General features: G+C 73.2%; 18 protein-coding genes. 10 read left to right on the plus strand and 8 right to left on the minus strand.

All coding sequences use genetic code 11. From position 1 onward, the window contains the following. The first annotated feature begins 54 nt into the window (after positions 1-54). The 3 genes from AMK29_RS05530 to AMK29_RS05540 all read left to right on the plus strand — a co-directional run bounded on the left by AMK29_RS05530 (position 55) and on the right by AMK29_RS05540 (position 4,386). Positions 55-2,085 carry a M4 family metallopeptidase gene (locus tag AMK29_RS05530; RefSeq protein ID WP_073808396.1) on the plus strand — a complete coding sequence of 677 codons (2,031 nt, stop codon included), beginning with the start codon at positions 55-57 and terminating at the stop codon, positions 2,083-2,085. A gap of 89 nt (positions 2,086-2,174) precedes the next feature. Continuing rightward, positions 2,175-2,831 (plus strand): response regulator, encoded by a 657-nt coding sequence (locus AMK29_RS05535; RefSeq protein ID WP_073808398.1) that lies wholly within the window; start codon positions 2,175-2,177, stop codon positions 2,829-2,831. Continuing rightward, positions 2,824-4,386 (plus strand): sensor histidine kinase, encoded by a 1,563-nt coding sequence (locus AMK29_RS05540; RefSeq protein ID WP_073808401.1) that lies wholly within the window; start codon positions 2,824-2,826, stop codon positions 4,384-4,386. Before AMK29_RS05535 ends, AMK29_RS05540 begins: the two co-directional genes overlap by 8 nt. Before the next feature lie 63 nt (positions 4,387-4,449). On the opposite strand, the gene glgP is transcribed toward AMK29_RS05540, so the two are convergent. The 4 genes from glgP to AMK29_RS05560 all read right to left on the minus strand — a co-directional run bounded on the left by glgP (position 4,450) and on the right by AMK29_RS05560 (position 10,742). Continuing rightward, positions 4,450-7,014, minus strand: coding sequence for an alpha-glucan family phosphorylase (gene glgP, locus AMK29_RS05545; RefSeq protein ID WP_073808403.1), 2,565 nt, complete (start codon positions 7,012-7,014; stop codon positions 4,450-4,452). A 144-nt stretch (positions 7,015-7,158) separates the two neighbouring features. Beyond that, positions 7,159-8,406, minus strand: coding sequence for an FAD-dependent monooxygenase (locus tag AMK29_RS05550; RefSeq protein ID WP_073808404.1), 1,248 nt, complete (start codon positions 8,404-8,406; stop codon positions 7,159-7,161). Between the two features lie 22 nt (positions 8,407-8,428). Then, the gene (locus tag AMK29_RS05555) at positions 8,429-9,535 is read right to left on the minus strand and encodes a monodechloroaminopyrrolnitrin synthase PrnB family protein (RefSeq protein ID WP_073808405.1); all 1,107 of its coding nucleotides are present in this window, start codon (positions 9,533-9,535) and stop codon (positions 8,429-8,431) included. A 220-nt stretch (positions 9,536-9,755) separates the two neighbouring features. Next, complete coding sequence (locus AMK29_RS05560; RefSeq protein ID WP_073808406.1) at positions 9,756-10,742, minus strand: AraC family transcriptional regulator; 987 nt, start codon at positions 10,740-10,742, stop codon at positions 9,756-9,758. Positions 10,743-10,859: 117 nt separating this feature from the next. On the opposite strand from AMK29_RS05560, the gene AMK29_RS05565 reads away from it, so the two are divergent. The 5 genes from AMK29_RS05565 (at position 10,860) to glgB (ending at position 19,825) form a co-directional block, all read left to right on the plus strand. Continuing rightward, the gene (locus AMK29_RS05565) at positions 10,860-11,801 is read left to right on the plus strand and encodes an SDR family oxidoreductase (protein ID WP_079196766.1); all 942 of its coding nucleotides are present in this window, start codon (positions 10,860-10,862) and stop codon (positions 11,799-11,801) included. A 299-nt stretch (positions 11,802-12,100) separates the two neighbouring features. Continuing rightward, complete coding sequence (locus AMK29_RS05570; RefSeq protein ID WP_241845175.1) at positions 12,101-14,086, plus strand: alpha-1,4-glucan--maltose-1-phosphate maltosyltransferase; 1,986 nt, start codon at positions 12,101-12,103, stop codon at positions 14,084-14,086. Continuing rightward, complete coding sequence (treS, locus tag AMK29_RS05575; RefSeq protein WP_073808415.1) at positions 14,083-15,777, plus strand: maltose alpha-D-glucosyltransferase; 1,695 nt, start codon at positions 14,083-14,085, stop codon at positions 15,775-15,777. The genes AMK29_RS05570 and treS overlap by 4 nt, the downstream gene beginning before the upstream one ends. 235 nt (positions 15,778-16,012) lie before the next feature. Continuing rightward, positions 16,013-17,362 (plus strand): maltokinase N-terminal cap-like domain-containing protein, encoded by a 1,350-nt coding sequence (locus AMK29_RS05580; protein ID WP_073808418.1) that lies wholly within the window; start codon positions 16,013-16,015, stop codon positions 17,360-17,362. A gap of 159 nt (positions 17,363-17,521) precedes the next feature. Continuing rightward, positions 17,522-19,825 (plus strand): 1,4-alpha-glucan branching enzyme, encoded by a 2,304-nt coding sequence (gene glgB / locus AMK29_RS05585; protein ID WP_443334059.1) that lies wholly within the window; start codon positions 17,522-17,524, stop codon positions 19,823-19,825. 96 nt (positions 19,826-19,921) lie between these two features. Here the strand turns inward: glgB and AMK29_RS05590 are convergent, their stop codons facing one another. From AMK29_RS05590 to AMK29_RS05605, 4 genes are all read right to left on the minus strand, one after another. Then, positions 19,922-22,171 carry a HelD family protein gene (locus tag AMK29_RS05590; RefSeq protein WP_073808423.1) on the minus strand — a complete coding sequence of 750 codons (2,250 nt, stop codon included), beginning with the start codon at positions 22,169-22,171 and terminating at the stop codon, positions 19,922-19,924. 146 nt (positions 22,172-22,317) lie between these two features. Continuing rightward, positions 22,318-22,656 (minus strand): thioredoxin family protein, encoded by a 339-nt coding sequence (locus AMK29_RS05595; protein WP_073810612.1) that lies wholly within the window; start codon positions 22,654-22,656, stop codon positions 22,318-22,320. A 5-nt stretch (positions 22,657-22,661) separates the two neighbouring features. Further along, positions 22,662-23,072, minus strand: coding sequence for a MerR family transcriptional regulator (locus tag AMK29_RS05600; RefSeq protein WP_073808426.1), 411 nt, complete (start codon positions 23,070-23,072; stop codon positions 22,662-22,664). A gap of 42 nt (positions 23,073-23,114) precedes the next feature. Then, positions 23,115-23,636: an Lrp/AsnC family transcriptional regulator gene (locus tag AMK29_RS05605; protein ID WP_073808429.1), complete on the minus strand. Its 522-nt coding sequence runs from the start codon at positions 23,634-23,636 to the stop codon at positions 23,115-23,117. A gap of 67 nt (positions 23,637-23,703) precedes the next feature. Here AMK29_RS05605 and AMK29_RS05610 point away from each other — a divergent pair, with 67 nt between their 5' ends. Both AMK29_RS05610 and AMK29_RS05615 read left to right on the plus strand, forming a co-directional pair. After that, the gene (locus AMK29_RS05610; RefSeq protein ID WP_073808432.1) at positions 23,704-24,600 is read left to right on the plus strand and encodes an NAD-dependent epimerase/dehydratase family protein; all 897 of its coding nucleotides are present in this window, start codon (positions 23,704-23,706) and stop codon (positions 24,598-24,600) included. After that, positions 24,597-25,505, plus strand: a complete 909-nt coding sequence (locus tag AMK29_RS05615; RefSeq protein ID WP_274535629.1) for an aldo/keto reductase — start codon at positions 24,597-24,599, stop codon at positions 25,503-25,505. Before AMK29_RS05610 ends, AMK29_RS05615 begins: the two co-directional genes overlap by 4 nt. Positions 25,506-25,710 lie beyond the last annotated feature (205 nt).

Consider the following 25,710-nt stretch of genomic DNA (forward strand, 5'->3'; position numbering starts at 1 on the left):
GCCCGGACGGGCCCACCCAGTCCGCCGGTACCCCCCTCGCAAGAAGGAGTCTGCGTGAGATCCACGCCCAGCCGCCGCGCCACCGCGACCGGCGCTCTGATCGCCGCCGCCGCCATGCTCGCCGTGAGCGTCCAGACCGGTTCCGCCACCGCGGCCGACGAACCCTGGAGCATCGCCCCCAAGGCCCAGCAGGGCACCTCGGCGAACCCCGGCAAGCTCCCGGCCGACCTCACCCCCGCCGAGCGCACCGCGCTCATCAAGGCGGCCGACGCCGACAAGGCCGCCACGGCCAAGTCCCTCGGCCTCGGCGCCCAGGAGAAGCTGGTCGTCCGTGACGTCGTGCAGGACCGCGACGGCACGACCCACACGCGCTACGAGCGCACCTACGCCGGACTGCCCGTCCTGGGCGGCGACCTGATCGTCGCCGAGACCAAGGCCGGCGCCACCACGAGCGTCACGAAGTCCTCCCGCGCCGAGCTGAAGAACGTCGACCTCGCCGCCTCCGTCGCCCCGGCGGCCGCCGAGAAGCAGGCCCTCGGCCTCGCCCAGGCAGAGGGCTCGAAGAAGGCCGCCGCCGAGCGCGCCCCGCGCAAGGTCGTCTGGCTGGCCTCGGGCTCCCCCGTCCTCGCGTACGAGACCGTCGTCGGCGGCCTCCAGCACGACGGCACCCCGAACGAGCTGCACGTCGTGACGGACGCGAAGACCGGCGCGAAGCTGTACGAGTGGCAGGCCGTGCACAACGGCACCGGCAACACGCAGTACAGCGGCACGGTCACCCTCGGCACCGCGCCGTCGTACACGCTGACCGACACCACCCGCGGCAACCACAAGACGTACAACCTCAACCGGGGTACGTCGGGCACCGGGACGCTCTTCTCCGGCTCCGACGACGTCTGGGGCAACGGCACCCCGCAGAACCTGGAGACCGCGGGCGCCGACGCGCACTACGGCGCCGCCCTCACCTGGGACTACTACAAGAACGTGCACGGCCGCTCCGGCATCCGCGGCGACGGCGTCGGCGCGTACTCCCGGGTCCACTACGGCAACGCGTACGTCAACGCCTTCTGGCAGGACTCCTGCTTCTGCATGACGTACGGCGACGGCGCGAACAACACCAAGCCGCTCACCTCCATCGACGTGGCCGCGCACGAGATGACGCACGGCCTGACCTCCGTCACCGCCGGTCTGGTCTACAGCGGCGAGTCCGGCGGCCTCAACGAGGCCACCTCGGACATCTTCGCGGCGGCCGTCGAGTTCTACGCCAACAACGCCCAGGACCAGGGCGACTACCTCGTCGGCGAGAAGATCGACATCCGCGGCAACGGCACCCCGCTGCGCTACATGGACAAGCCGAGCAAGGACGGCTCGTCGAAGGACTACTGGTACTCCGGTATCGGCAGCGTCGACGTCCACTACTCCTCGGGCCCGGCCAACCACTGGTACTACCTGCTCTCCGAGGGCAGCGGTACCAAGACCGTCAACGGCGTGAACTACGACTCGCCGACCTCCGACGGCCTGCCCGTCACCGGCATCGGCCGGGACAAGGCCTCGCTGATCTGGTTCAAGGCGCTCACCACCAAGTTCAACTCGTCCACCAACTACGCCGGCGCCCGCACGGGCACCGTCGCGGTGGCCACCGAGCTGTACGGCGCCGGCAGCCCCGAGGTCCTCGCCGTCCAGCACGCCTGGGCCGGCGTCAACGTCGGTACCCGCCCCGGCGGCACCGAGCCGCCCACGGGCAAGGTCTTCGAGAACACCGCCGACGTGTCCATCCCGGACAACGGCGCCGCGGTGACCTCGACGGTCAACGTCACCGGCGTCGCGGGCAACGCGCCCTCCACGCTCAAGGTGGACGTGGACATCGTCCACACCTACCGCGGTGACCTCGTCGTCGACCTCGTCGCCCCCGACGGCTCGGTCTACAGCCTGAGCAACCGCTCCGGCGGCAGCGCCGACAACATCGTCCAGACCTTCACCGTGAACGCCTCCTCGGAGGTCGCCAACGGCGCCTGGAAGCTCCGCGTCCAGGACAAGGCCTCGGTCGACACCGGTTACATCAACGCCTTCAAGCTGACCTTCCCGTAACCGGGAGGAAAGCGGGGGCGGGCGCCCGGAGGGAACGTTTCCCTCCGGGCGCCCGCACGTGTGTACGGCGGCTGCATACCCTGGACCGCATGATCAGGGTGCTGCTGGCCGACGACGAGACGATGATCAGGGCCGGGGTGCGGGCCATCCTGACCACCGACCCCGGGATCGAGGTGGTCGCCGAGGCCGGCGACGGCCACGAGGCCGTCGAGCTCGCCCGCGAGCACCGGCCGGACGTCGTCCTCCTGGACATCCGGATGCCCCGGCTCGACGGACTCGGCGCGGCCGAAGAACTGCGCGGCACCGTTCCGGACGCGGCCGTCGTCATGCTCACGACCTTCTCCGAGGACACGTACATCGCCCGTGCCCTCGGCAGCGGTGTCAGCGGCTTCCTGCTCAAGTCCGGTGACCCGCGTGAGCTCATCGCCGGTGTCAGGGCCGTCGCCGGAGGCGGCGCCGCGCTCTCCCCGACCGTCGCCCGCCGGGTCATCGACACCCTCGGCGGCGAGCGGTTCACCCGCGCCGCGGAGGCGCGGGCCCGCCTCGAACCGCTCACCGGCCGCGAGCGGGAGGTCGTCGCGCTCCTCGGCGCCGGGCTTTCCAACCAGGAGATCGCGGACCGCATGTACGTCGTCGAGGGCACCGTCAAGGCGCACGTGAGCGCCGTCCTCGGCCGGCTGGGTCTGCGCAACCGGGTCCAGCTCGCGGTCCTGGCGTACGAGGCGGGCCTGGTCCCCGGTGCGTGAGCGGCTCTTCGACCTGGGCCTCTGGCTGCTGCTCTGCGTGCCCGTCCTGCTCAGGTCGGACCCACACGACGGCGGCAGCTGGCTCCAGGTCGCCGTCGGCGTGGTGGTCCTCGGCGGCTGTGTCGCGGTCAGCCGGCGATGGCCCCTCGTCGCGCTCGGTGCCACGGTCGCGCTGAGCCTGCCCGCCACCCTGGAGCTGTTCACCCCCTCGTACAGCCTGGCCCTGGTCGCGTTCGGGTATCTCGCGGGACGGCGCCAGGAGCACACCCGGGCGGCGCTCTGGCTGTTCGGCGCGGTCGCGGCGACGGGCCTCCTGCTCACCTCGGTGACCCGCACCTCCCTCGGGCAGTGGTTCACGCTGCTGCTCGCGCTCGCGCTCGCGGTCGTCGCGCCCTGGCTGATCGGCCGTTACGTACGCCAGTACGACCGGCTCGTGCGCAGCGGGTGGGAGCTGGCCGACCGGATGGAGCGCGAACAGGCGGCCGTCGCGGACCGGGAGCGGCTGCGGGAGCGATCCCGGATCGCGGGCGACATGCACGACTCCCTCGGCCACGACCTGGCCCTGATCGCGATCCGCGCGGGTGCCCTGGAGGTCTCCCCCGACCTGGGACCCGAGCAGCAGCGGGCGGCGGGCGAACTGCGCCGTGCGGCGGCGGACGCGACGGCGCGGCTGCGGGACATCATCGGCGTGCTGCGCGAGGACGGGGCCGCCGCTCCCACGAGCCCGCCCGGTGAGACGGTCGAGGAGCTCGCGGCCCGCGCCCGCGCGTCGGGCCTCGCGGTCACGCTCGCCCCGGACCCCGTGCCCACGCTGCCGGGGATGTCGGGGCTGGCGCTGCACCGGGTCGTGCAGGAGGGTCTCACCAACGCGGCCAAGCACGCGCCGGGCGCGGCGGTCGCGGTGACCGTCACCCAGGACACGACGCACGTCCGGGTCAGGGTGGTCAGCGGCCCCGGCACCACCGCGGCGGGGAGCGCCGGGGCCGGTGCGCAGGCCCCGTCGGCACCGGACCGGACCCCCGCGTCCGCCTCCGGCTCCGGCGGCACCGGTCTGGTGGGGCTCGGCGAGCGGGTGCGGCTCGCGGGCGGCACCCTCGGCCACCGGGCCACCGCCGACGGCGGGTTCGCCCTGACGGCCGTCCTGCCCCGGCGGCCTCCCGCGCCGCTGCCCGCCGCGCCCACGTCGGCCCGGGAGCTGGACCGGGCCCGCCGTGAGGTGCGCAAGGGCCTGGCGCGGGCGATCTGGATCCCGCTCGCGCTCCTCGCCGCCCTCGGCCTGCTGATGGCAGGGGTCGCCCTGTGGACCCAGGCCAGGTCGTACCTGGAGCCCGCGGACTACGCCCGGCTCCAGGTCGGGCAGACGCTCACCCGGCTCGACGAGGACGCAGAGGACTGGCCCGACCACCCGCTGGACGGCCCGCCGCACGGCGTACCGGCCGAGCCGCCCGGCATGGACGAGTGCCGGTACTACCGGGCGACGATGCTCGCCGCGCTCCCGGTGTACCGGCTGTGCTTCGTCGCGGGGCACCTCGCCGACAAGGCCGAGGTGCCGTGACCGCCCCCGCCGCAGGTGCCGTGACCGCCCCCGCCGCCGGTGCCGTGACGGCCTCCGCCGCCCCTACCTCAGCAGCACCCCCGCCCCCTCCCCCGTCGTCTCCTCCGGCACGGCCACCAGGCCCAGTTCGGAGGGGTGGGCGAGCAGCGGGTGGGTGGGGCGGACGCGGACCGTGCAGCCGAAGGAGCCGGTGCGGTCGAGTTCCAGGGTGCCCGCGTAGGTCAGCCCGCCCTCCAGGTCGGGGCCGCCCGCCGGCTTCAGCGGGACGGTCCGGGGGTCGGTGAGGGTGTCGTCGGCGTCGACCCGGCCGGTGACGGCCTGCACCTCGACGTCGTCGGGGCCGAGCGCGCCGAGCGCCACCCGGACCCGGACCACCGGGGTCGCGCCGAGCTCCGCGTCCGCGAGGTCGTCCACCAGGCCGTCACCGACCTCGACGTGGTCGACGGTCACCGTCGGCCAGGCCTCCCGGACCCGGGCCTTCCAGTCGGCGAGGTCCCGGGCGCGGGCCGGGGTGAGCGCCCGGCGGGCGGTGGCGGCGGGCCCGTACAGCCGCTCGACGTACTCGCGGACCATCCGGTCGGCGAGCACCTTCGGGCCGAGGTCGGTGAGGGTGCGGCGGACCATCGCCGTCCAGTCGGTGGGCACCCCGTCGGAGCCCCGGTCGTAGAAGCGGGGGGCGACCCGGCGTTCGATCAGCTCGTAGAGGGCGGCGGCCTCCAGGTCGTCGCGGCGGTCCTCGTCGGCGGCGGCCGCGCCGTCGGCGGTGGGGATGGCCCAGCCGAAGTCGGGCTCGAACCACTCGTCCCACCAGCCGTCGAGGACGGAGAGGTTGAGGCAGCCGTTGAGGGCGGCCTTCATGCCGCTGGTGCCGCAGGCCTCCAGGGGGCGGAGCGGGTTGTTCAGCCAGACGTCGCAGCCGGGGTAGAGGCCGCGGGCCATCGCCATGCCGTAGTCGGGCAGGAAGACGATCCGGTGCCGGACCCGGGGGTCGTCGGCGAACCGGACGAGTTCCCGCACGAGCCGCTTCCCACCGTCGTCGGCGGGGTGGGCCTTGCCGGCGACGACGAGCTGCACGGGCCGCTCGGGGTGCAGGAGCAGCGCCCGCAGCCGGTCCTTGTCCCGCAGCATCAGGGTGAGCCGCTTGTACGAGGGCACCCGGCGGGCGAAGCCGATGGTGAGGACGTCAGGGTCGAGGACGGAGTCGGTCCAGCCGAGTTCCGCGTCGGCGGCCCCGCGCTGGCGCCAGGAGGCCCGCAGCCTCTCCCGGACGTCGGTGACGAGCCGTTCGCGCAGGGTGCGGCGCAGCTCCCACAGCTCCCGGTCGGGGGCGTCGGGGGCGAGCCTGCCGACCTCGGGGGCGACCCAGGTGGGGGCGTGGACGCCGTTGGTGATGGAGGTGATGGGCACCTCGTCGGCGTCGAAGCCCGGCCAGAGCCCGGCGAACATGGCCCGGCTGACGGCGCCGTGGAGGGTGGACACGCCGTTGGCGCGCTGGGCGAGGCGCAGGCCCATGGCGGCCATGTTGAAGACGCCGGGTTCGCCGCCGAGAGGGGTCTCGTCGCCGAGGGCGAGGATGCGGGCGGTGTCGACGCCGGGGAGTTCGCCGTCCTCGCCGAGGTGGCGTGCGACCAGGCCGCGGTCGAAGCGGTCGATGCCGGCCGGGACGGGGGTGTGGGTGGTGAAGACGGTGCCGGCCCTGACGGTCTCCAGGGCTGCGGTGAAGTCGAGTCCCTCGCCCTGGAGTTCGCGGATGCGTTCGAGGCCGAGGAAGCCGGCGTGGCCCTCGTTGGTGTGGAAGACCTCGGGGTCGGGGGTGCCGGTGAGCCGGGTGTACGTACGGACGGCGCGGACGCCGCCGATGCCGAGCAGCATCTCCTGGAGCAGCCGGTGCTCGCTGCCTCCGCCGTAGAGCCGGTCGGTGACGCTCCGTTCCCCGGGGGCGTTGTCCTCGACGTCGGAGTCGAGCATGAGGAGCGGGACGCGGCCGACGCGGGCGATCCACAGCTGGGCGTGGAGGCTGCGTCCGCCGGGCAGGGCGAGGGTGATCCGGGCGGGGGTGCCGTCGGCCTCGCGGAGCAGGGTGACCGGCAGCTCGCCGGGGTCGAGGACGGGGTACTGCTCCTGCTGCCAGCCGTCGCGGCCGAGGGACTGCCGGAAGTATCCGTGCCGGTAGAGCAGGCCGACGCCGATCAGGGGGACGCCGAGGTCGCTGGCGGACTTGAGGTGGTCGCCGGCGAGGATGCCGAGGCCGCCGGAGTACTGGGGCAGGGCGGCGGTGACGCCGAACTCGGGCGAGAAGTAGGCGACGGCGGCCGGGAGGTCGCCGGACTGCTGCTGGTACCAGCGGGGGGCGTGCAGATAGGTGTCGAGGTCCTCGGCGGCGGCCCGCAGCCGGGCCAGGAAGTCCTGGTCGGCGGCGAGCGCGGTGAGCCGGGAGGCTTCGAGGGCGCCGAGGATCCGCACGGGGTCGGTGCCGGAGGCCGCCGCGGGGCCGGGGCGTTCGAGGGAGGCGAAGAGGGCGCGGGTGGGCTCGTGCCAGGACCAGCGCAGGTTGTGCGCGAGGTCGGCGAGGGGTCGAAGGGTGTCGGGGAGGACGGGACGCACGGTGAATCGACGGATTGCCTTCACGTGTTCCACCTTCGCAGGCGAGTACGGAGCGGAGTGGACGCACCACGCTGTGCGTCCGTCGTTCCGCTCCGACGTTAGGTCACGGGGCTCCACGAGGCCACGGCGCACGGGGGGCGGCGTGGCGCTCCGGCGGCGTGGCGGCCGTCAGCCGATGGCCGGGATCGGCACCTCGTAGGGGGAGCCCTGGTTCACGATCGCCGGGTCGACGACGGCCTCGGGGCCGAGGTCGCGGTCCGTGCGCCGGAGCGCGGTGGCGGCGGGCCCGCGCTCCCGCTCGTACGCGGCGAGGCCCTCCGCGGGGTCGGGGTGCCGGGCGAGGGCGTGGGCGAGGGCGCGCGCGTCGACGATCGACCGGGTCGCCCCGTCGGCGCCGAAGGGGTGCGGGGCGTGGGCGGCGTCGCCGACGAGGGTGGTCCGGCCGTGGGTCCAGTGGTCCAGCGGCGGGCGGTCGAGCATCGGGTACGCGTGGGCGGTGTCGGCGGCGCGCAGGACGACGGGGACGCTGACGCCGTCGAACTCCCAGCCCGCGTAGTGCGGGAGGAGCGTCTCCACGGGCACGGGCCGGCCCCAGTCCGCCAGGAGCCGCTCCTCCGGTGAGTCGCACATGGGTTCCACGTGCTTCGCGAGGGCCCAGTTCACCAGGACTTCCCTGGTCTGGCCGCTGGGCCGGCTCATCGGGTACACGAGGGCCTGCTGCCGGTCGTCGCCGGCGAGGAGCGTGAACGCGCCGACGGCTCGCGCCGGCATCCGTGACACCCCTCGCCACACCATCGTCCCGTTCCACCGGGGCCCGCCCTCGCCCGGGTGCAGCGACGCCCGCACCGTCGAGCGGATGCCGTCGGCGCCCACGAGGACGTCCGGTTCGAGCGAGGCCCGGCCCCGGACGGCGCCGTCCCGGTGTTCCAGGCGCAGCCGCGGCCGCCCGTCCGGCAGCGGTTCCACGCCGCTCACCCGGACCCCGGTGATCAGCGCGGCGGGGCCGAGCCTGGCCCGGACCGCCCCCGCGAGGACCTGCTGGAGGTGCCCGCGGTGGACCGAGAGCTGTGGCCAGCGGTAGCCGGCGGCGAGCCCGCGCGGCTCCCTGGAGACGAGGCCGCCGGAGCGGTGGTAGCGGCGCAGCTCACGGGTGCGCAGGGCGCCCGCCTCCAGGGCGTCGAGCAGACCGAGGGCGTCCAGTTCGCGGACGGCGTCCGGCATCAGGTCGAGCCCAGCGCCGGCGGGACGGATCGCGGGTGCCGCCTCGACGACCGTCACCCGTTCGAAGCCGGCGGCGTGCAGGGCGAGGGCGGCGGTGAGGCCAGCGACGCCGCCGCCGGCGATCACCACGTGCGGGCTCGCCCCGTAGCCGGACGTGAAGCCCTGCCGGTACGGGCCGTGGGTGGGAAGGGACATCTCGATCGCTCCTTCGGGGCCGCTACGCGGCCGACGGCCCGACGGGGGCCCCGGCGGGACGGCGCCGCGGGGTCGCGCGGCGCACCATGGTCTCGTTCTCCCTGGTCAGGTCCAGGACGGAGCGCAGCAGCGCGACCGGGGCCCCGCCGCCGCCCTCCTCGTGGCGGCGCGCCTCGTCGCCGTACGCCGTGGGGGCGGTGCCGAGGGGGCGGGCGCGGAGGGTCTTCAGGAGGCGCAGCACCCGGCCCAGCGCCTCCGCCGACGCGGTGAGCGAGGGCGGCAGCCGGTCCGCGCCCTCCCAGCTCACCGCCGCCGACAGCTTGCTGACCGCGGACACCCCGCCCCGGTGCCGGGCGTGGAACGCGCGCCAGGCCGGCGGGGCGTACGGCACCGCCTCGTCGAGGGAGGCGTCGTGGGCGGGGTGGGGGCGGTCGCACTGCCAGACCGTCAGGTCGACCGGCCAGAGCGGCAGCCGCGCGGCGTCCGGGCCGAGGTAGGCGCGGCCCCCGACCTCGACCTCGTCGAAGTACGGGCGCAGGGTCACGGCGACGTACTCCGGAGACACCCGGGCCACAGTGAGGTCGATCGCGTCGGCCATCGCCCGGATGCGGCGGGCGACGCGGTCGAGGGCCGCGGGGAAGCCCGGGTCGTACGGTTCGAGGCGGGCGATCCGCCCGCAGTCGTCGAGCGCCGCGACCAGGCCGGGGTGGAGCGTCCGGACGGCGTCCTGGAGCAGGGCCTCCCGCGGGTCGCCGGTGTAGGAGCGGCGGCGGGGGCCCACGGGGTTCCAGATGGTGTAGTGGTGGACGGTGTCCCGGGGCACCATGTCGGTGCGGCGGCCGAGGAGTTCGAGGACGGGATACGCCTCCGGTACGGCTGCGAGCGGCTGCACGCCGTGCCGCTTCAGCGAGCCGAGGAGGATGCCGAGGTCCCGCGTCGCCGCGAGCGCCCCGCCGACGCTCCACTCGGCCGCCCGGTCCGGGTCGGGCACCAGGGCGCGCAGGGCGACGGTCAGCGCGGCCGCGTCGCCCTCGGCGTTCATCGCGGGCACCGCGGCGAGCAGCGCGTCGGCGCCGAGGGGGTCGGCGGCGCGTATGTCCTCGGTCGTGTGAAGCACATCGCCGAACACGACGGCGCTCCTCTCTTTCGGGGCTCGTTCGCCTGGGGGCTCGGGCATCGTGCGGAGAGAGACCCCAGGGTGGCGACGGGGCCCTTCCCCGGGTGTCACGGCTCTGCCCGTCCCGAGCCTGTCCGGCGCACCCGGTGCGGACAATGAGCTTCCGTCCAGGGGTCCTTAAGAACCGTCCAGGCGGCCCCGAAGATGTCAGGTCGGTCGACCTGGAAGCCGCTCAGGCCGCTCGGACGCCGCCCGCGCGGTACTCCCCGGGGGTCACCCCGAACCACTTCCGGAAGGCGAGGTGGAAGCCGACGGCGCTCTGGTAGCCGACGCGCGCGGGCACCGCCGACTGCGGGAGGGAGGTCTCGGTGAGCAGCCGGACGGCCTCCTGCATCCGGCGGGCGGCGAGGTAGCGGGCCGGTGACTCGCCGACCAGCTCGCGGAAGGCGGCGGTGAACGCGGACCGGGACATGCCGACCTCGCGGGCGAGGCAGTCGATCGTCCACGGTTCGGCGAACCGGGTGGCCATCATGACGACCGCCCTGCTGATCCCGGGGTGCCGGAGCAGGGGCAGGGAGGCGGGTTTCACGGCGAGTTGGCGGAGCAGCGGGCGGAGCGCGAGGACGAGGGCCATCTCGAAGGCCCGCAGGGTGACGAGCCGGTCGCAGGGGCCGACGGGCCGGTCGGGGGCGGCGAGCAGCCGGAGGGTGTCGCGGAGCAGCGGTTCGCGGTCGACCTGGGCGCCGTCGAGGACGAGCGCCCAGGGCAGGGAGGTGTAGAGGCCGGTGGCGGCGCCGGCGTCGTAGTGGAGTCCGGCGCAGAGGAGCCGGCTCTCGGGTCCGCTGCCGTCGATGACGATCTCGCCGGTGGTGCCGGGCTGCCGCTCGGGCAGGACGGCGTGGAGCGGGACGCCCTGGCGTTCGGGCCGGTCGGAGAGGCGGTGTGCGGCGCCGGTGGGGAAGACGACGAGGTCTCCGGTGTGCACTTCGAGGGGTGTCTCGTCGTCTGCGGTGATCCAGCAGTCGCCCTCGACGACGTAGTGGAGGACGGCGCAGCCGTGTTCGGCGTCGCCCTCGATGGCCCAGGGTGCGCGGACGTGCCAGCGGCTGTCGAAGACCTTGGTGAGCCGGAGGGGTTTGAGCAGTTCGCTCAGCAGGTCTTCCTGTTCGTCGTGCCGGGCGTCGTGCTGTGCGTGACGGTCGGTTCCCACGGTGTCCATGGACGATCCTTCAACTTCCGCCCCGGTTTGTTAATTGAACGGCCCGAACCGCCCCGGCGAGCCTGGAGGACGCCGGTACGGCAGCGGCCGAAGTCTATCGAAGGGGCTCAGACAGACATGTCCAGTGAGATTCCGATGCGGGTGGCGGTCGTGGGCGGGACGGGGTTCCAGGGCGGTGCGGTGGCCCGCCTCCTCGCGGAGCGGCGCCACCGGGTGCGGACCCTGACCCGGCGGGCCGCGGACGACCGCCCGCCGCTGCCGGGGGCCTTCTGCGTCTCCGGCGATCTGGGGCGGCCGGAGGACGTGCGGCGGCTCTTCGAGGGGACGACGCACGGGTTCGTCACGATGCCGCTGGTGTACGGGGCCGAGCGGGTGGAGGCGTACGCGCGGAACGTGGCGGAGGCGGCCGTCGCGGCGGGGACGGTGCGCCTGGTCTTCAACGCCAACACCCGCTTACCGCTGGGTCCGACGGAGGTGCCCGCGTTCGAGACGCGGCGGCTCGCGGAGCGGGTGCTGCGGGAGAGCGGGGTGCCGCTGGTGGTGATCCGGCCGCCGGTGTACCTGGACAACCTGTTCTCGCCGTGGAACGGGCCGGCCCTGGTCGAGGAGGGTGTGCTGGCCTATCCGCTGCCGGAGTCGGCGCGGACGGCGTGGCTGTCGCACCGGGGCCTGGCGGAGGCGGCGCTCGCGGCGCTGACCCGGGAGGGCCTGGAGGGGCGGACCTTCGACATCGGCGGCGACCGCTCGCTGACGGGCGGGGGTCTGGCGGCCGCCTTCGGCCGGGGGCTGGGCAGGGCGGTGCGGTACGAGGAGCTGGATCCGGCCGCTTTCGAGCGCGGGCTCGTCCGGCTCCTCGGCCCGGAGACGGCGGCGGGGGTGGCGGGGATCTACCACTACATGGCGAGCGGCGCCGATCCACTCCTGATGGCGGACGACGACGGGGTGTCGACGGAGGTGCTGGGCCTCGAACCGGCCCCGGTGGAGGAGTGGGTGGCCCGCCAGCCGTGGCAGGTGTGGGCGAAGGACGCGGACGAACCGGACGCGACACCCCCTTCGTGACCGTCGGATTCCGGCCTCACCCCCCGGGGGTGGGGCCGTTCTGCTCCTTGCCCGTACGGCTACGCCCTAGTAGTTAACAAAGCGTCTGGATTGCCCAACCGGGGACCGGGGGAAGGCTCCTGCGGTACGGCCGTGAACCCGTCTCCTCATGACCCCTCTTCATCCGTCTGGACCCGCCATCCGAGTGAACGCGGACAGGAGCGGCCATGCCCGCAACCCGCCGGCCGTCGTCGGAGCTAGAAAGAGCGCACCACCACCCGCACCCCCGTAACCCGTCAGGTGATGCTGTGAATCCGCTCATGGGACGCATTCCCGTACTGGACGTCCGCCCGCTGGTCGACTGCGGTCGGCGCCCCGCGAAGGCGGTGGCCGGAGAGACCTTCGAGGTGACGGCGACCGTCTTCCGCGAGGGCCACGACGCGGTCGCCGCCAATGTCGTGCTGCGCCGCCCCTCGGGGCGCCCCGGCCCCTGGACCCCGATGCGCGAGCTGGCGCCGGGCACCGACCGGTGGGGCGCCGAGGTCACCCCGGACGCCGAGGGCCTCTGGACGTACACCGTCGAGGCGTGGAGCGACCCGGTGGCCACCTGGCGCCACACCGCGAGGATCAAGATCCCGGCCGGGATCGACTCCGAACTGGTCCTCGCCGAGGGCGCCGAGCTGCACGAACGGGCCGCCAAGGGCGTCCCGAAGAAGGGCGGCGGCCGGGAGTCCGTGCTCGCCGCCGCCGACGCGCTGCGCGACACGTCCCGGCCGGCCGCAGCCCGGCTCGCGGCGGCCCTCACGCCCCGCGTCGTCGAGGCCCTGGACCGCCACCCGCTGCGCGAACTCCTTTCCTCGTCGCCCGCGTTGCCGCTCCAGGTCGAGCGCGAGCGCGCCCTGTTCGGCTCCTGGTACGAGTTCTTCCCGCGCTCGGAGGGCGTGCGGAAGGTGAAGGGCCGTACCGTGCCGGGCACCTTCCGCACCGCCGCCGAGCGGCTTCCGGCGATCGCGGCGATGGGCTTCGACGTGGTGTACCTGCCGCCGGTGCACCCGATCGGCGAGACCCACCGCAAGGGCCCCAACAACTCGCTGTCGGCCTCGCCGAGCGACGTGGGCGTGCCGTGGGCGATCGGCTCCCCGGAGGGCGGGCACGACGCGCTCCACCCGGACCTGGGCACCTTCGAGGACTTCGACGCCTTCGTCGCGCGGGCCCGGGAGCTGCGGCTGGAGATCGCCCTGGACTTCGCGCTCCAGTGCTCCCCGGACCACCCGTGGGTGGAGAAGCACCCGGAGTGGTTCCACCACCGTCCGGACGGTTCGATCGCGTACGCGGAGAACCCGCCGAAGAAGTACCAGGACATCTACCCGATCGCGTTCGACAAGGACATGGACGGGATCGTCGCGGAGACCGTGCGGGTGCTGCGGCACTGGATGGACCACGGGATCCGGATCTTCCGCGTCGACAACCCGCACACCAAGCCGGTGGTGTTCTGGGAGCGGGTGATCGGCGAGATCAACCGGGCCGATCCGGACGTGATCTTCCTGGCGGAGGCCTTCACGCGGCCGGCGATGATGCGGACGCTCGGCGCGATCGGTTTCCAGCAGTCGTACACGTACTTCACCTGGCGGAACACCAAGGAGGAGCTCACGGAGTACCTGACGGAGCTGTCCGGCGAGACGGCGGCGCAGATGCGGCCGAACTTCTTCGTGAACACGCCCGACATCCTGCACGCCTACCTCCAGAAGGGCGGGCGTCCGGCGTTCGAGGTGCGGGCGGTGCTCGCGGCGACGCTCTCGCCGACCTGGGGCGTGTACGCCGGGTACGAGCTGTGCGAGAACACTCCGCTGCGGGACGGCAGCGAGGAGTACCTCGACTCGGAGAAGTACCAACTGCGGCCGCGTGACTGGGAGTCGGCGGAGCGCTCCGGGGCGACCATCGCGCCGCTGATCACCGCGCTCAACCGGATCAGGCGCCGTCACCCGGCCCTGCGCCGACTGCGGAACCTGCGCTTCCACGACACGGACAACCCGCAGGTGATCGCGTACAGCAAGCGCTCCGGTTCGAACACCGTTCTGGTGGTCGTCAACCTCGACCCGCACCACACCCAGGAGGCGACGGTCTCGTTGAACATGCCGGAACTCGGCCTCGACTGGCACGAGACCGTGCCGGTGCGCGACGAGCTCACCGGCGACACCTATCACTGGGGCAGGGCCAGTTACGTGCGTCTAGAGCCGGGTGTCACGCCCGCGCACGTCCTCGTCCTGCGACCGTCCCCGCAGACCGGAGGGTCACCCACATCATGACTGTCAACGAGCCCGTCCCCGACACCTTCGAGGACACCCCAGCCAAGGACCGTGATCCCGACTGGTTCAAGCGGGCCGTCTTCTACGAGGTTCTCGTCCGGTCCTTCCAGGACAGCAACGGGGACGGCGTCGGAGACCTGCAGGGCATCACGGCCAAGCTGGACTACCTCCAGTGGCTGGGCGTGGACTGCCTCTGGCTGCCGCCGTTCTTCAAGTCCCCTCTGCGGGACGGCGGCTACGACGTCGCCGACTACACGTCGGTGCTCCCCGAGTTCGGCGACCTGGCGGACTTCGTCGAGTTCGTCGACTCGGCCCACCAGCGCGGGATGCGCGTGGTCATCGACTTCGTCATGAACCACACGAGCGACCAGCACCCGTGGTTCCAGGAGTCCCGGCGCGACCCGGACGGCCCGTACGGCGACTACTACGTCTGGGCCGACGACGACAAGCAGTACGCCGACGCCCGGATCATCTTCGTCGACACCGAGTCCTCCAACTGGACCTTCGACCCGGTCCGCAAGCAGTACTTCTGGCACCGGTTCTTCTCGCACCAGCCCGACCTCAACTACGAGAACCCGGCCGTGCAGGAGGAGATCCTCTCCGCGCTGAAGTTCTGGCTGGACCTGGGGATCGACGGCTTCCGGCTCGACGCGGTGCCGTACCTGTACCAGCAGGAGGGCACCAACTGCGAGAACCTCCCCGCGACCCACGCCTTCCTCAAGCGGGTCCGCAAGGAGATCGACGACCACTACCCGGACACCGTGCTGCTCGCCGAGGCCAACCAGTGGCCCGAGGACGTGGTCGACTACTTCGGGGACTTCTCCTCGGGCGGCGACGAGTGCCACATGGCGTTCCACTTCCCGGTCATGCCGCGCATCTTCATGGCGGTGCGGCGGGAGTCGCGGTACCCGGTCTCGGAGATCCTGGCGAAGACCCCGGCGATCCCCTCCGGCTGCCAGTGGGGCATCTTCCTCCGCAACCACGACGAGCTCACGCTCGAGATGGTCACGGACGAGGAACGCGACTACATGTACGCCGAGTACGCCAAGGACCCACGGATGCGGGCCAACATCGGCATCCGGCGCCGGCTCGCCCCGCTCCTCGACAACGACCGCAACCAGATGGAGCTGTTCACCGCGCTGCTCTTCTCGCTGCCCGGTTCGCCGGTGCTGTACTACGGCGACGAGATCGGCATGGGCGACAACATCTGGCTCGGTGACCGGGACGGGGTCCGCACCCCGATGCAGTGGACGCCCGACCGGAACGCGGGCTTCTCCTCCTGCGACCCGGGACGCCTCTACCTTCCGGCCATCATGGACCCGGTCCACGGCTACCAGGTGACCAACGTCGAGGCGGGGATGGCCTCGCCGTCCTCACTGCTGCACTGGACGAAGCGGATGATCGAGATCCGTAAGCAGAACCGGGCGTTCGGGACGGGCACGTACACCGAACTCCCGGCGTCCAACCCGGCGGTGCTGGCCTTTCTCCGGGAGGACGGCGACGACCTCGTCCTCTGCGTGAACAACTTCTCGCGGTTCGCGCAGCCGACCGAACTGGACCTGCGGCGCTTCGCCGGCAGCCACCCGGTCGAGCTGATCGGCGGCGTGCAGTTCCCGGCCATCGGCCAGCTGCCGTACCTCCTGACCCTTGCGGGACACGGCTTCTACTGGTTCCGTCTCAAGAAGGGCTGACCGACGGTCAGTTCGGTTTTCCGTCCGGCGTGGGGCGGTTTCCCCCGTCCCACCCTGGGCACTGTGACCCACACACGATTCAGGTCCATCCGGGCCTTCTTGCCGGGCCCATACGGATCTTCCCCTTCCGACACGTCCCGCACATCCGGACAGCCCTAGCCGCCATCCGGGACACTCTGCGCATTTGAACGCATACAACAGCCAACTGTGCGCCCCGGGGAAAGGACGCGATGCCATGCCGGAGACCGCATCCACCACCCGGGCCCCGGACGCCCTCCTTCCGTCCCTCGCCCCCCTGCTCCACGACTGGCTGCCCAGACAGCGCTGGTTCGCGGGCAAGGGCCGCCGGGTCACCGGATTCACGCTGGAAGCGGCCACCGAGCTGCTGCCTCTGGACGGCACGGGCCCCGGCCTCCTCCATCTGCTCGTACGGGTCGAACAGCCGAGCCGCCCGCCCGGCACACCCACCGACTGCTACCAACTGCTCCTGGGCGTGAGGAACCAGCTCCCGCCCCGCCTCGCGCCCGCCCTGCTCGGGCGGATCCGGCAGGGACCGCTCGCCGGACGTGCCGTGTACGAAGGGCTGCGCGACCCGCGGCTCGCCGGCCTCCTCTACGAGCGGCTGCGCACCCCGGGCCGGACCGGCCCCCTGCGCTTCCATGCCACGACCGAGCTGCCGGCCGCGCTCGCACCCCGCGTGCTCGACACCGAGCAGTCCAACTCGTCGCTTGTCTACGGTGATTCGTACATCCTGAAGATCTTCCGCCGGGTCAGTCCCGGCGCCAACCCCGACCTCGAACTGCCGCTCGCGCTCGCCGGGGCCGGCTGCGCCCGGGTCCCCGCCCCGGTCGCCTGGTTCGAGTCGGGGGCCGCGACCCTCGGCGTCCTCCAGCCCTATCTGCGGGACTCACGGGACGGCTGGCGGCTCGCGCTCGACGCCCTCGCCGAAGGGCGGGAGTTCACCGGCGAGGCGCGGGACCTGGGCCGGGCCACGGCCGAGGTCCACCTCTCCCTCGCCAAGGCCCTGCCGACCCGGCGCCTCGACCGGGCCGAGACCGAGCAGGTGGCGGCCGCGATGGACCGGCGGCTCCACGCGGCGGCGCAGGCCGTGCCCGCGCTGCTGCCGCACGTGCCGGGCCTGCGGGCCGTCTTCGCGGCGGCGAGCGGCGCGGTCGGCGGTGACGTGGTGCAGCGCATCCACGGCGACCTGCACCTCGGGCAGACCCTGCGGGGGGCCGACGGCGGCTGGGCCGTCATCGACTTCGAGGGCGAGCCGGCGAAGCCGCTGGACGAGCGGCGCAGCCCCCAGCCCACGGTCCGCGACGTGGCGGGGATGCTCCGCTCCTTCGACTACGCGGCCCGCACCCACCGGCCGTGGAACGCGGAGTGGGCGGCGCGGTGCCGCGAGGCGTACTGCACGGGGTACGCGGAGGTGGCGGGGGCGGATCCGCGGGCGGATCCGGCGCTGCTCCGGGCCTACGAGACGGACAAGGCGGTGTACGAGGTCGTGTACGAGGCCCGGCACCGTCCGGACTGGCTCCCGGTCCCGATGTCCGCCATCGAACGCCTGTCGACGACCCCGTGACCACCCCCGCCCCGCCACGGGACCCGTCCCCCTCCGCCCTGCGGCGGGTGGGGCGGGATGACCCGTTCGGAGCAGTCCGGGGGCGCCGCACGGCGCCCCCGCCTGCGTGGACCCCACCCGCCCCCGTTCGGCCGAGTGTCCCGCCCCCGTACCCCGCCGTTGCGCATCCGTACCCCGTACCCCCTAGGAGGCACCCCGGTGACCGCCCGCCCCGCAGGCAAGACGGCCCGCAGCACGACCACCACCCCCAGGACCACGTCCCCCGCGCCCCGGAAGGCGCCACCGCTCGATCCGGGTGACCGGGCCCGGCTGCTCGCCGGGGAGCACCACGACCCGCACGGCGTGCTCGGCGCGCATCCGGTGCGCGGCGGGGTGGTGGTGCGGGTGCTGCGCCCGTGGGCGAAGGAGGTCACCGTCCTCGCCAAGGGCAAGCGCGTGCCGCTGCACGACGACGGCGACGGCCTCTTCTCGGGGCTCCTGCCGCTGCTCCGCAAGGTACCCGCGTACGAGCTGCGGGTCCGCTACGACGGCGACGAGCTCGCCGTGCACGACCCGTACCGCTTCCTGCCGTCCCTCGGCGAGCTGGACCTGCACCTGATCGGCGAGGGCCGCCACGAGGAGCTGTGGACGGCGCTCGGCTCGCACCCCATGACCCACGAGGGGGTGGCCGGCACCCGTTTCGCGGTCTGGGCGCCGAACGCGCGGGGCGTGCGGGTCACCGGTGACTTCACGCACTGGGACGGCACCGGGCTTCCGATGCGCTCGCTGGGTTCGACGGGCGTGTGGGAGCTGTTCGTGCCGGGGATCGGGGAGGGCGCGGTCTACAAGTACGACATCACCCGCCCGGACGGGACGCACACCCTCCGCGCGGACCCGATGGCCCGCCGGACCGAGTGCCCGCCGAACACCGCGTCGATCGTCACCGCCTCGCACCACACGTGGGGCGACGAGGAGTGGATGGAGCGGCGTGGGGCCCGCCCGCACCACGAGTCGCCGCTGTCGGTGTACGAGGTGCACCTGCCCTCCTGGCGTCCGGGGCTGACGTACCGCCAGCTGGCGGAGCAGCTGCCCGCGTACGTCCGCGACCTCGGTTTCACGCATGTGGAGCTGATGCCGGTCACCGAGCATCCCTTCGGCGGCTCCTGGGGCTACCAGGTGACCGGGTTCTACGCGCCGACGGCCCGCATGGGCACCCCGGACGACTTCAGGTTCCTGGTCGATTCGCTGCACCGGGCGGGGATCGGGGTCCTGATGGACTGGGTCCCGGCGCACTTCCCGAAGGACGACTGGGCGCTCGCGGAGTTCGACGGGCGTCCGCTGTACGAGCACGAGGACCCGCGCCGGTCGCATCACCCCGACTGGGGGACCCTGGAGTTCGACTACGGCCGCAAGGAGGTGCGGAACTTCCTGGTGGCGAACGCCGTGTACTGGTGCCAGGAGTTCCACATCGACGGCCTGCGGGTCGACGCGGTGGCCTCCATGCTCTACCTGGACTACTCGCGGGAGCACGGCGAGTGGCTGCCGAACGAGTACGGGGGCCGGGAGAACCCGGACGCGGTGGCCTTCCTCCAGGAGATGAACGCGACCGTGTACCGGCGCTGCCCGGGGATCGTCACGTTCGCCGAGGAGTCCACGGCCTGGGACGGGGTGACGCGGGCGACGGACCAGGTGGGTCCGGGCGGCTTCGGCGGCCTCGGCTTCGGCATGAAGTGGAACATGGGCTGGATGCACGACTCCCTGGAGTACATGCAGAAGGAGCCGGTGCACCGCAAGTACCACCACCACGAGATGACCTTCTCGATGGTGTACGCGTACAGCGAGAACTACATCCTGCCGATCTCGCACGACGAGGTGGTCCACGGCAAGCGGGCCCTGGTGTCGAAGATGCCGGGCGACTGGTGGCAGCAGCGCGCCAACCACCGCGCCTACCTCGGCTTCATGTGGGCCCACCCCGGCAAGCAACTGCTGTACATGGGGCAGGAGTTCGCCCAGGGCGCGGAGTGGTCGGCGGACCACGGGCCCGACTGGTGGCTGCTCGACCCGGCGTACGGGGCGGAGCCGGACCACCGGGGGGTGCGGGACCTCGTCCGCGACCTGAACACGGTGTACACGGCGACGCCCTCGCTCTGGGAGCGGGACACCGCCCCCGAGGGCTTCCAGTGGGTGGTCGGGGACGCCGCCGAGGACAACGTCTTCGCCTTCCTGCGCTTCGACGCGATCGGCTCGCCGCTGCTCGCCGTCTCGAACTTCTCCCCGGTGGTGCGGCACGACTACCGGCTCGGGGTGCCGGAGGCGGTGGTCGCCTGGACGGAGGTCCTGAACACGGACGAGGCGCGGTACGGCGGCGGGGACGTGGTGGGGCGCGACCCGGTGAAGACGGAGTCGGTGCCGCACCACGGCCGTACGGCGAGCATCCGCATGACGCTCCCGCCGCTGGCGACGGTCTGGCTGCGGCCGGCGTGACGGGACGGCCGCCCGGGTGAGGCCGGGGCGGCCCGCCCACGCCGTCCGGCCCCTGACGCCCCCGCCCGCTCCGTACCGGGCCGGGGGCGTCCGGGATCACGGGCGTGGGCGCGCCTCCGTGCGGATGATCCCGAGCCGCTGGGTCGCCCGGGTCAGCGCCACGTACAGGTCGTTGGTGCCGTGCGCGGCCCCGGCCACGATGGCCTCCGGGTCGACGACGAGGACCGTGTCGAACTCCAGGCCCTTCGCCTGCCGGGGGTCGAGCAGGACCACCGGCCGGGTGAGGTCGGGCGCCGGGCCGTACGCGGCGTCCGGGAGGGCCGCGACCAGGCCGGGGTGCAGCTCCGGCGGGGCGATCACGGCGATCCTGCCCTCGGCGCGCAGCTCGGCCGCCACGGCGTCGGCGGCCTCCTTCACCGGGTCGTCGACCGTCCTGTCCCAGGGCTCCACGCCGGTGGAGCGCACGGAGCTCGGCGGCTCGAAGCCGGGGTCGTCGGCCCGCCGCACCTCGGCCGCGACCGCCATGATCTCGGCGGGCGTACGGTAGTTGACGCCAAGTCGCACCAGTTCCCAGCGGTCGTCCACGTACGGGGCGAGGATCCGCTCCCAGGCGCCGACGCCCGCCGGGTCGCCGGTCTGGGCGGGGTCGCCGACCAGGGTCATCGAGCGGTTCGGGCTGCGGCGCATGAGGAGCCGCCAGGCCATCGCGGAGAGTTCCTGGGCCTCGTCGACGATGATGTGGCCGAAGGCCCACGTGCGGTCGGCGGCGGCGCGTTCGGCGGCGGTACGGTGGTCGGCCTCCTCGTGGCGCTCGGCGAAGCGTTCGGCGTCGATGATGTCGTGCGCCGAGAGGACCTCGGAGGCGTCCTTGTCCTGTTCCTCCTTGTCCTCGAACTCGTAGGTGCGCGAGGCGTAGGAGACGTCGAGGACGCCCTGCGCGTACTGGATCTGCTTCTGCCGCTCTGCCTCCTCGGCGGCGCGGGCGGCCGAGTCGTCCTCGCCGAGGAGTTCGGCGGCCTCGTCGAGCAGCGGCACGTCGGCCGGGGTCCAGGGGCCGTGCTCGCGCCGGATCGCGGCGGCGTCCGCGTCGGGCAGGTGGGTGGGCTCGGTCAGGTAGCCGGTGAGGAAGTCCTGCGGGCTCAGCGCGGGCCAGAGGGTGTCGATCGCCGCGTGGACGTCGGGGTTGGCGGCGATGCCCTTGGCGAGCAGCGCGATGTCGTCGGGGCCGAGGAAGTTGGGGCCGCCGTAGGGGTCGGCGCCGATCCGGTCGGCGAGCTGCTCCGCGAGCGCGTCCAGGATCCGGAAGACGAAGTAGGGGCGGGCCAGGTTGTGCGGGAGGGCGGTCTCGCGGGCCTTGTGGCGGGCCTCCAGGGCCATGTCCCAGTCGATGACCAGGTCGCCGTCCTCGTGCGGGACGATCAGCGGTTCGCCGCGCTCGGGGACCTGCTGGCGGTCCCGTACGGCCGCGGCGAGCGCCTCCGCCATGGCGGCGGAGCCCTTGACGGCGGCGGCGCGGGGGGTGTCGGTGCCGGTGGCGCGGACGCCGGGGAAGAGTTCTGCGGGGGTGGCGAGGAGGACGCCGGTCTCGCCGAGGGAGGGCAGGACGTTGCCGATGTAGCCGAGGAAGGCCGGGTTGGGACCGACGATGAGGACGGCCCGTTTGGCCAGTTGCTCGCGGTGCGCGTAGAGGAGGTACGCGGCGCGGTGCAGGGCGACGGCCGTCTTGCCGGTGCCGGGGCCACCCTCGACGACGAGGACCCCGCGGTGCGGGGAGCGGATGATGGCGTCCTGCTCGGCCTGGATGGTCTGCACGATGTCGTGCATCCGCCCGGTGCGGGCGGCGTCGAGCGCGGCGAGCAGCACCTCGTCGGCGTCGCGGCTCTCGTGGCCGGTGCGGGTGGTGTCGGCGAGGTCGAGCACCTCGTCGTGGAGGGCGGTCACGGTGCGGCCGCGGGTGCTGATGTGACGGCGGCGGGAGAGGCCCATCGGCTCGTACCCGGTGGCGAGGTAGAACGGGCGGGCGACCTCGGCGCGCCAGTCGACGACGAGGGGGGTGCGGTTCGGGTCGTCCTCGCGGATGCCGAGCCGGCCGATGTGGTGGTCGCGCCCGTCCTGGAAGACGAGGCGCCCGAAACAGAGCCCGCTCTCCCCGGCGTCGAACGCGGCGAGCAGCCCCGACTGCTCGGCGACCAGGACGTCCCGTTCGAGCCGGCCCTGGTTGCTGCCGACCCCGGGGGTGCGCAGGGCGCGCGCGACGGCGGCCTCGGCCTGGTCCCTCAGGTCGTCGAGTCGTGTGTAGAGATCGGTGATGAATTGCTGCTCGTTCCGAAATTCCTCGGTTGACAATTCGACTCCCGGCGCGATACAGTGCGTTTATTGAACTTCTCTGTGCCTGTGCTTTTTCCAGACACGGAATCCATCAATATACGCGATGAAATACCCCGACTGTCAATTCTAGTCGGGGTATTTCCGTATGCCACGCGGGACATACGTCAGGCGAGGACGTCCTCCAGCTCCGCCAGGAGGCGGCGCTTCGGGCGGGCGCCGACGAGGGACCTCACCGGCTCCCCCGCCCGGAACACCAGCGTCGTCGGGGTCGCGAGCACCCCGTACCGCAGGGTGGTCTCCGGGTTGCGGTCCACGTCGATCTCGACGATCCGCAGCCGCCCCGCCTCCTCCGCCGCGATGGCCGCCAGCACCGGCTTCAGCTGCCGGCACGGTCCGCACCACTCCGCGGTGAACTGCACCAGGACCGGCAGCTCCGATCCCAGCACCTCCGCCGCGAAGTCCGCGTCCGTCACCTCGCCGACGCCTGCCGTGTACGTCGTCATCTCCGTCACCCCTCCGTCTCCGTCCGTCCGTCGAGTGCGCACCGGGGCTCCGGGCCGTGCGGGAGTTCCGCCTCGGCCCGCAGCAGCTGGGCCCCGACCTCGGCGCGTACCGCCTGGAGCTGGGCGATCAGCCCGTCCAGCTCGGCCACCTTCCGCCGGTAGACGGCGATCGACGCGGGACAGGAGTCCCCCGCCGGGTGCCCGGCGCGGAGGCAGTCGACGAACGGCCGCGTCTCCTCCAGCTCGAACCCGAAGTCCTGCAGGGTCCTGATCTGCTGGAGGAGCCGCAGGTCGCCCTCGTCGTACGTGCGGTGCCCCTGCTCCGTGCGCCGGGCGGTCAGGAGACCCCGGGACTCGTAGTACCGCAGAGTCCGCGTGGTGGTCCCGGCCCGCTCGGCCAGCTCTCCGATGCGCATGTCCCCGACCGTAGGCCTTGACGCCGACGTCAGGGCAAGGGGTCAGGGTGCCGGCGGCAGCAGGGGCTTCCGGGTCACCGGGGACGACAGGACGATCGAGGTCGTGGTCCGGCCGAGGGCCGTGGTCTGTTCCAGGATCTCTTCGAGGTGGACGGTGTCGGTGACGGCGACCTTGAGGATCCAACAGTCCTCCCCCACCACGTGGTGGACCTCCACGACCTCGGGTCGCGCGATGAGCTCCAGGGTCCTGGGGTGCTTCAGGGTGTAGCCGCCGTGCGGGTTCACCCGGATGAAGGCCTGGATGCCGTAGCCGAGCCGGGCCGGGGAGACATGGGCGCCGTAGCCGGTCACCGCGCCGCTCGCCTCCAGGCGGCGGACCCGCTCGGTGACGGCCGCCGGGCTGAGCCGGACGCGGCGGCCCAGCTCGCTGAGCTTGATCCGGCCGTCGCTCTGCAGGAGGTCCAGGATCCGCCGGTCGACGGCGTCGAAGGCGGCCGCCGAGGTTTCGACGGTGGCGGGACGCGAAGGCCGTGGTTCCTTCGGTACGGCGGCCGGGACTCCCATGTTCTCCCCTTCAGGCGGCGACGGATCAACGTAACACTTGACCGGTGACACAAGGGAGTTGGAATTGATGGACGTACTTGTCATCGGCGGGAACCGCTATTTCGGAAAGCGGCTGATCGCCATTCTTCGGGAATCCGGCCATCGGATCACGATCCTCAACCGGGGCTCTTCGGACACCCCCGCCGGATTCGAGCACCTCGTCGCCGACCGGGACGACGAAGCCGCCCTGGAGACGGTTCTCGCCGGCCGTTCCTTCGACGTCGTGGTGGACCAGGTCTGCTACACCCCGCGCCAGGCCGAGATCGCCCGGCGCGTCTTCGGCCCGCGCACCGGACGGTACGTGATGACGTCGACGGTCGAGGTGTACGGCGACGAGGACCGGGCCGTACCCGTCGCCGAGGACGCCCTCGACCTGCGCGCGGTCACCGTCGACACGGGCCTCGCCTGGGAGGACCCGGAGTTCCGCGACGCCCACTACGGGGAGGGGAAGCGGCAGGCGGAGGCCGTCTTCGCGGCGGCGCCGCCCTTCGCGTGGACCTCGGTGCGGGTGGCCCACGTGCTCGGGGGCGACGACGACTTCACCGGCCGGCTCGCCCACTACGTGCGGCGGATCCGGGCGGGCGAGCCGATCGCCGTGCCGGTGGTGAACCATCCGGCGACCTATGTGTACGTGGAGGAGATAGCCGCGTTCCTCGCGTGGGCGGTCGAGGCGGAGTTCACCGGTCCGGTGAACGCGCATTCCCACGGGCCGCTCCACACCGCCGACCTCTGCGCGGAGATCGAGAGGCAGGTGGGCGGCCGGGCCGTCTTCCGGGAGGTGGCGGACGGCGAGGTCTCGCCGTTCTCCTTCTCCCGGGCGTACGCGATGGACAATTCCCGTGCCACCGAACTCGGTTACGCCTTCTCCCATTCCTCCACGTGGCTCTCGCGGGCCGTCTCCGAGACGCCGGAGACCACGCCGTGACGCGGTACCGGAGGCTGGGGGACGTACGGGTCGGGGCGGTCGGCCTGGGCGCGATGCCGCTCTCGATCGAGGGCCGGCCGGACGAGACGCGGGCCCTCGCCACCGTGCACGCGGCGCTCGACGCGGGCGTCACCCTGCTCGACACCGCCGACTCCTACCACCCGCCGGGCGGCGAACCCGGCGAGGGCGAGCTGCTCCTCGGCAGGGCCCTGGCCGCGTACGGGGGCCGCACCGACGACGTCCTGGTCGCGACCAAGGGCGGCCGGGGCCGCACGGACGACGGCGGCTGGACGGTCGACGGCCGGCCCGAGCACCTGCGGCGCGCCGCGGAGGCCTCGGCGCGCCGGCTCGGCGGCGGGCCGATCGGCCTGTACCAGCTGCACAAGCCGGACCCGGCCGTCCCCTACGCGGAATCGCTGGGCGCCATCCGGGAGTTGCTGGACGCGGGGACGGTCCGGCTCGCCGGGGTCTCGAACGTGGACACCGCGCAGATCCTGTTGGCCCGCGAGATCCTGGGCGACCGGCTGGTCTCCGTACAGAACCGCTACTCGCCCGCGGTACGGGACAGCGAGCCCGAGCTGCGGCTCTGCGCCGAACTGGGCCTCGCCTTCCTGCCGTGGAGCCCGCTGGGCGGGATCTCGCGCAGCTCCCTGGACGGGAGGTCGGCCCAGGATGAGGACCCCGGCCTCGGCGCCTTCCACAGGGTGGCGCGGGCCCGGGGGGTCAGCCCCCAGCGGGTGGCCCTCGCCTGGCTGCTCGCCCGCGCGGAGACGGTCCTGCCGATCCCGGGCGCGAGCCGCCCGGAGTCCGCCCGCGACTCGGCGGCGGCGGCCGACCTCGTGCTGACGGAGCGGGAGTTGGTGGAGCTTGCGGGGGCGGCGGGGACGGGGCTGGATGCCGCGTGAGGGTGGACGCCGGGTGAGGGTGGTGGGCGGATCGGCGGGGTTGCGACCCGGCCGGGTCGGCTGGTGGTGCCATCCGGTGGGGAGGCGGTGCGGCTAGGGCTGCCGGGAGGCGGTGCGGCTAGGGCTGCCATCCGGCTGCCGGGAGGCGGATCGGCGGGGTGCCATCCGGCTGCCGGAAGGCGTGGCCTGGCGTGGCCGTACGTGC

It is taken from the genome of Streptomyces sp. CB02261 (assembly GCF_001905665.1).
Taxonomy (GTDB): domain Bacteria; phylum Actinomycetota; class Actinomycetes; order Streptomycetales; family Streptomycetaceae; genus Streptomyces.

Coding starts and splice junctions, on each gene's coding strand:
- AMK29_RS05535 (WP_073808398.1), top strand. CDS start 2,175: ATGATCAGGGTGCTGCTGGCCGACGACGAGACGATGATCAGGGCCGGG.
- AMK29_RS05550 (WP_073808404.1), bottom strand. CDS start 8,406: ATGTCCCTTCCCACCCACGGCCCGTACCGGCAGGGCTTCACGTCCGGC.
- AMK29_RS05560 (WP_073808406.1), bottom strand. CDS start 10,742: ATGGACACCGTGGGAACCGACCGTCACGCACAGCACGACGCCCGGCAC.
- AMK29_RS05565 (WP_079196766.1), top strand. CDS start 10,860: ATGTCCAGTGAGATTCCGATGCGGGTGGCGGTCGTGGGCGGGACGGGG.
- AMK29_RS05570 (WP_241845175.1), top strand. CDS start 12,101: ATGGGACGCATTCCCGTACTGGACGTCCGCCCGCTGGTCGACTGCGGT.
- treS (WP_073808415.1), top strand. CDS start 14,083: ATGACTGTCAACGAGCCCGTCCCCGACACCTTCGAGGACACCCCAGCC.
- AMK29_RS05580 (WP_073808418.1), top strand. CDS start 16,013: ATGCCGGAGACCGCATCCACCACCCGGGCCCCGGACGCCCTCCTTCCG.
- AMK29_RS05595 (WP_073810612.1), bottom strand. CDS start 22,656: ATGACGACGTACACGGCAGGCGTCGGCGAGGTGACGGACGCGGACTTC.
- AMK29_RS05600 (WP_073808426.1), bottom strand. CDS start 23,072: ATGCGCATCGGAGAGCTGGCCGAGCGGGCCGGGACCACCACGCGGACT.
- AMK29_RS05605 (WP_073808429.1), bottom strand. CDS start 23,636: ATGGGAGTCCCGGCCGCCGTACCGAAGGAACCACGGCCTTCGCGTCCC.
- AMK29_RS05610 (WP_073808432.1), top strand. CDS start 23,704: ATGGACGTACTTGTCATCGGCGGGAACCGCTATTTCGGAAAGCGGCTG.